Annotated in this window: 2 protein-coding genes; one reads left to right on the top strand and one right to left on the bottom strand. The window is 68.5% G+C overall.

Annotated features, from left to right (window positions below; all coding sequences use genetic code 11):
• Window positions 1-177 precede the first annotated feature (177 nt).
• Window positions 178-2,631 (top strand): eCIS core domain-containing protein, encoded by a 2,454-nt coding sequence (locus AOK08_RS48970; RefSeq protein WP_055532515.1) that lies wholly within the window; start codon window positions 178-180, stop codon window positions 2,629-2,631.
• Here the strand turns inward: AOK08_RS48970 and AOK08_RS31725 are convergent, their stop codons facing one another.
• Window positions 2,632-3,630 (bottom strand): Rieske 2Fe-2S domain-containing protein, encoded by a 999-nt coding sequence (locus tag AOK08_RS31725; protein WP_241827169.1) that lies wholly within the window; start codon window positions 3,628-3,630, stop codon window positions 2,632-2,634.
• Window positions 3,631-3,813 lie beyond the last annotated feature (183 nt).

A 3,813-nucleotide genomic window follows, 5' to 3' on the forward strand; every position in this document is an offset into this window, starting at 1 on the left:
GCCGGGCCGGGCCGGGTCAGGCCGGGCGGGGCCCCGGAGGCTGCTCTTCCGGCTGCCCTCATGGCCCTTTCCCGGGCGGGCGACGGAGCGATATCTCTAGGGGACAGCCCCAGGGAACAGCCCCGAGCGCGGGCAAGCCATGACCCGGACGGTGCGACGGCGGGAAAGCGGGAGTCTGTGCGCGACCAGGCAGAGCATTCGGACGACGACCGTGCCGACCGTGCCGACCGCGCCGGCAGAGCCGACCGGCTGGGCAGCGCGCGCGACAGGCGTACGGCGGACACCCCGGCCGACGCGGCCGTACGAGCCGTTGCCGCACGGGCCGCCGGGGCCGGGAGCACCTTGTCGCCCGCTATGGCGCTGGCCCTCCAACGCACCATCGGGAATGCGGCGGTGGCCCGGCTGCTGGAGCAGCAGCGCCATCACCACCAGCACGATGAGTCGTGCGGCGACCAGGCACCGGCGTCGGTGTCCGCGCCGCCCACCGTGCAGCGTTCCACGGTGTCCGACGTACTCCGGTCCCCGGGCCGTGCCCTGGCCGGACCCGTGCGCACCGAGATGGAGGCCCGCCTCGGCGCCGACTTCGGCTCCGTACGCCTGCACGACGACCCGGCGGCGGCCCGCTCTGCCACGGAGATCGGGGCCCGTGCCTACACCAGCGGCAACCATGTCGTGATCGGCGCCGGAGGGGCGGACAAGCACACCCTGGCGCACGAGTTGACGCACGTCATCCAGCAGCGGCGGGGGCCGGTCGCCGGTACCGACAGCGGGGGCGGGCTGCGGCTCTCGGATCCCTCGGACGCGTTCGAACGGGCCGCCGAGGCGAACGCGAGCCGCGTCATGTCCCGCGCCGCGCCCGCGTCCACGCCCGCCGCCCCCGCAGTCGACCCCGCGCCCGAAGTCGGCACGGCCCCGGCCGTGCAGCGCACCCTCATCGTCGCCAACCGCGACTACTCCGACGAGTACGCGACAGCGACCGCAGGGCTGTCCGACGACGAGAAGAGGGGCACGGTGGACTTGATGGTCGGCGAACTGTGGGAGCAGATGATCCTGGATGCCGATCTGACCCCCGACGAGTGGAAGGATTACTCGTCGCAGGGGTCGAGGATCGCCCACCAGTTGAGGAGGGCCATCGTTTCCCCGGTCGGTTTCAGCGGACACCACCCCGTTCTGAACGAGGACGTCGGGACGACCTCGGCCTTCGGGGCCAAGAACCACGACATCAGGGTGAACGATGTCACCGAACTGGCGCGCGGGCTCATGGGCTGGGTCTATGCCAAGCAGAGGCGGAAAGCCGAGAAGGACATAGCGCGCGAGATACAGGACGGGAGTAAGATCGAATACTTTTTGAACTCCCTGCTGATGCGTATCTGCGCGAAGACGGAAGGTCTGAGGTCCAAATTCACGGCACGTCAGTTCGAGGTGCTGAAGGAAGAGCTCTCCACGGGTATTTCCCATCTGGAATCGCAGCCCGTCATCAGAGCGAAGTCCGGCATTCCTGTGTTCGACCCGGTGACCAAGAAGCTTGTCCATGACCCGGCCAAGGCCGGGAAGCAGGTCGGGACCTATCTGGGGCACTTCAAGCCCTCCAACCCGAAATTCGCCCCCGACGCTCCGCTCGCCGCACTGGCGACCACGGTACCGGCGAACGGCGGAATGCTCGCGGTGCTCAAGAACCCCGAGAACTTCGGTTTCCGGGACAAGATGATGGTGCTGCACGATCTCATGGAGTATTTCGGCAGGATCTATTACAGCCCTCCCACGATGGGGACCGGTCAGACGCCGGAACTCGTCGCCGAGGACACCGTGAGCACGGCCGAGGTCGACAACAAGGGCCTACGCCGGCTGGGCGTCGAGGACCGCGGCCAGAATCCGGTGCTAAAGCCGGACGGAAGCGTCAAGGTGCACCCGTCCACCCGCAACGAGAACTCGGCCACGACCATACTGGCCCGCGAGCACAGCATTCCGGTCTGGGCGGGCCAGTCGTACACGGCGGCCCGAATGTTCAAGCTGGCGCAGTCGAGCAACGCGACGAAGCAGGAGATCGCCGCCGTGGCCTGGGGGATATTCTCGTTCTGGCGGCTCCATTACGACCACACCACGGAATTCGCCTACCACACCTTGCACGAGGTGATGGACATCGCCCAGAACTTCGGAGTCGACTACTCCCTGAACTCGCCGTACGCCGGAAGGGAAATATTCGAGCCGGGCGGCATCCTGTACGAGGTGAAAAAGCTTCAGGCGCAGGCGGTGGCCCTTTCCGACGGTCTGCTCGCACTGGATTCTCTGGCGAGTGCGCGACAGGGAATGCCCGCGGGGTTCGGTGAGGCTGTCGCGCAGATCCGCTCTCCGCTGAAGAAGCTGCACATCGAACTGGGCGCTCTGCTTGAGGACGACCGGTGCAGGATGGATGAGTGGGCCGCGGATGACAAACGAAGGAATTCGGAGTTCCTGAGCGTGGTCCTGGACGCACTGCGCCGTGTCTCCGGCGAGCTGAGCGGGCTCGACACGAAATGGCAGGATCTGAAGAAGATGGTCCCGGCCGAGATGGCCGAGTCGGCCGCAGCGGCTCGGCCCGTGGCTGCGTCGGCCCAGTCGGCGGCCCGATCCGCCAAGGCGGCGAAGCCCTGATCAGCTGGGATAGAACTGCGCGTACCAGCGCCGCAGCACCCTGATCCCCTTCTCGTGCGGGAGCAGCACCGGACGGGCCTGGTGGATCTTGTGGTCCCAGATCTCGACCTCCTCGCGGACCTCGCTCAGGGCCTCCCTGCGGAAGACGAGCTTGAAGAGGGGGGTGAGGAAGCGGAGTTGGGGCGGCGTGCGCAGGTAGAACAAGGTGCGGAGTTCGCTCGTGGTGTCGTCGACCGGGGTCGTGAGGGCGATCGCCGTCACCGACAGGAGCGGGCCGTGGGAGCGGACCACCATCACGCCCGGGCCGTACATGAACGCGTCGAAGGAGTTGTCGATGTCCCAGCCGAGGACGCGCCGGGCGATCCTGCCGCGCGCCTCGGCGTACGGGCCGTCCTGGCGCCAGTCCTGGACGGCGGGTTCGGGCTGGCCGTGGATGAAGTGGAAGTGAGACTCGTCGACGATGTTCTCGCGCATCTCCTGGATGTGGATGCGGGCCCGGCAGACGTCGTCGATGGGTGTGCTGAAGTCCCGGGACCGTGTCTCGGGGACCTCCGGCACCTCCCACGACGGCTGCTCGTCCGGGCCGACGTAGACGAGGACCAGCCCGCTGTGTTCGCGGACCGGGAATCCGCCGAGGGACACCTTGGGGGTGCGGGCGGCGAAGGGTGCCGCTACGCAGCGGCCGTCCGTGCCGAACTTCCAGCCGTGGAACGGGCACTCCACCGTGCCGTCCACGACCTTGCCGCCGGCGCCCAGATGGGCGCCGTAGTGGGGGCAGTGCGCGTCCCGGACCGCCGCCTGCCCGTCGGCTCCCCGGAAGGCGATGAGCGCCCGGCCGAAGTAGTGAAGGCTGACGACCTTGCCCGGCCGCAGCTCGGCGCTGCGGAGCACGGCGTACCAGCCGTACGGGACGACGGGCATCGGGTACTCGTCGGCTCGCGGGTCGCGGGGGAGCGAGTCCAGGGGTGTGGCCTTGTCATGCCTCCGCCATAAGCGCATGTGCCGATGCTAGGTGCAATTCCCGTGGGGCTGTAGAGGGCGGAGGGGGGTGCGGGGGTGGCGTGGCGGCTCAGTTTCTGAGCAGCCATGCCACCCGGTCCCACGACAGGGCGTGGTAGACCGCCAGCAGCCCGGCCAGCACCACGGCGGAGACGTGTGCCCCTGCCGCGTACAGCGCCGCCG

Origin of the sequence: Streptomyces graminilatus (assembly GCF_001418565.1) — a bacterium.
Lineage (GTDB): Bacteria > Actinomycetota > Actinomycetes > Streptomycetales > Streptomycetaceae > Streptomyces > Streptomyces graminilatus.